Raw genomic sequence first — 920 nt, forward strand, 5'->3', positions numbered from 1 at the left:
AGCTTGCCCTTGAATCCGAAGGACGACAACTGGCATCTTCTCGTAGACGGTGCCCTTCGTGCACTGCGGACAGGGGTCACCTGGATGAAGTGATTCGTGTGGGATCGAAACGGTTTCGGCTCCCGGATAGCTCTTGGCTCCGTTGCGGCCGTGTCCTTTGGGCTTGTCGTCCTTGCCCTTGCCCTTGCCCTTGTTGCGATCCGAATTCTCGGAATCGTCACCGCCGCTCGCGTCCTCACTCGGGAGAATATCCTTGGCCTTCTCGGAAGTGTGATTCGCGAACAGTGCGCGCAACTCTCGCAAGGTCAAGGTCTTGTTCTGGATCGCCTTCGTCAGGTGGATGTAGCCCTCGACGAGCTGTTCGAGGATCTTCCCCTGCTCCTCGCTCAATGAACGCTTCGCGTCCTCGATGACCTGATCGAGCACCGCCGCGTCAACCTGGACGATGACAGGTTCCTTCACCCGAGGCATGACAGCTGCTCGCGAAAACGCTTCGTCAACGGAAGTCCGAAGACCTCCTTGATCGAACGGTTCTTCTCGTACGTTGGGCAGTCCTTGCCACGCCCACTCGTGAGACCCAGGGGGATCCAGTTGGCCGCGCGGTAGCACGTGCCGCGGAATCGCTCCGTGTCGACGAAGGTCTCGAGGTAGACGATCGGATGTCCGTAGGCGGCTTCCCACATCGCTGAGATCCGTCGCGCCATCTGCCCGAGCAGGTGCGACGCGAGGTGGCGAATGCACACCCACGGCACGATCAGGAAGCGCGTGTTGTACGCCAACAGGTGGCGGTGTTTGGTGCGGGCGTCACGTGACCAACCGATGAAGCGGTCGCGATGGTCCAGGTGGTAGGGAGCCGAGGACCACGCGAAACAGGCGATGGGACGATCCCCGGCGCTCACGAGCACCTTGAGGGATTCGCC

2 protein-coding genes are annotated in these 920 nt (G+C 61.1%); both read right to left on the minus strand.

Annotated elements, in window-relative coordinates; all coding sequences use genetic code 11:
* On the minus strand, nt 1–471 hold a 471-nt coding region (locus GY725_22940; protein MCP4007047.1), incomplete at its 3' end, for a hypothetical protein.
* Nucleotides 459–920, minus strand: a 462-nt coding sequence (locus GY725_22945) for a DUF4338 domain-containing protein (protein MCP4007048.1), incomplete at its 5' end; no start/stop codon positions are given. The genes GY725_22940 and GY725_22945, both read right to left, overlap by 13 nt.

It is taken from the genome of bacterium, assembly GCA_024226335.1.
GTDB lineage: Bacteria > Myxococcota_A > UBA9160 > SZUA-336 > SZUA-336 > JAAELY01.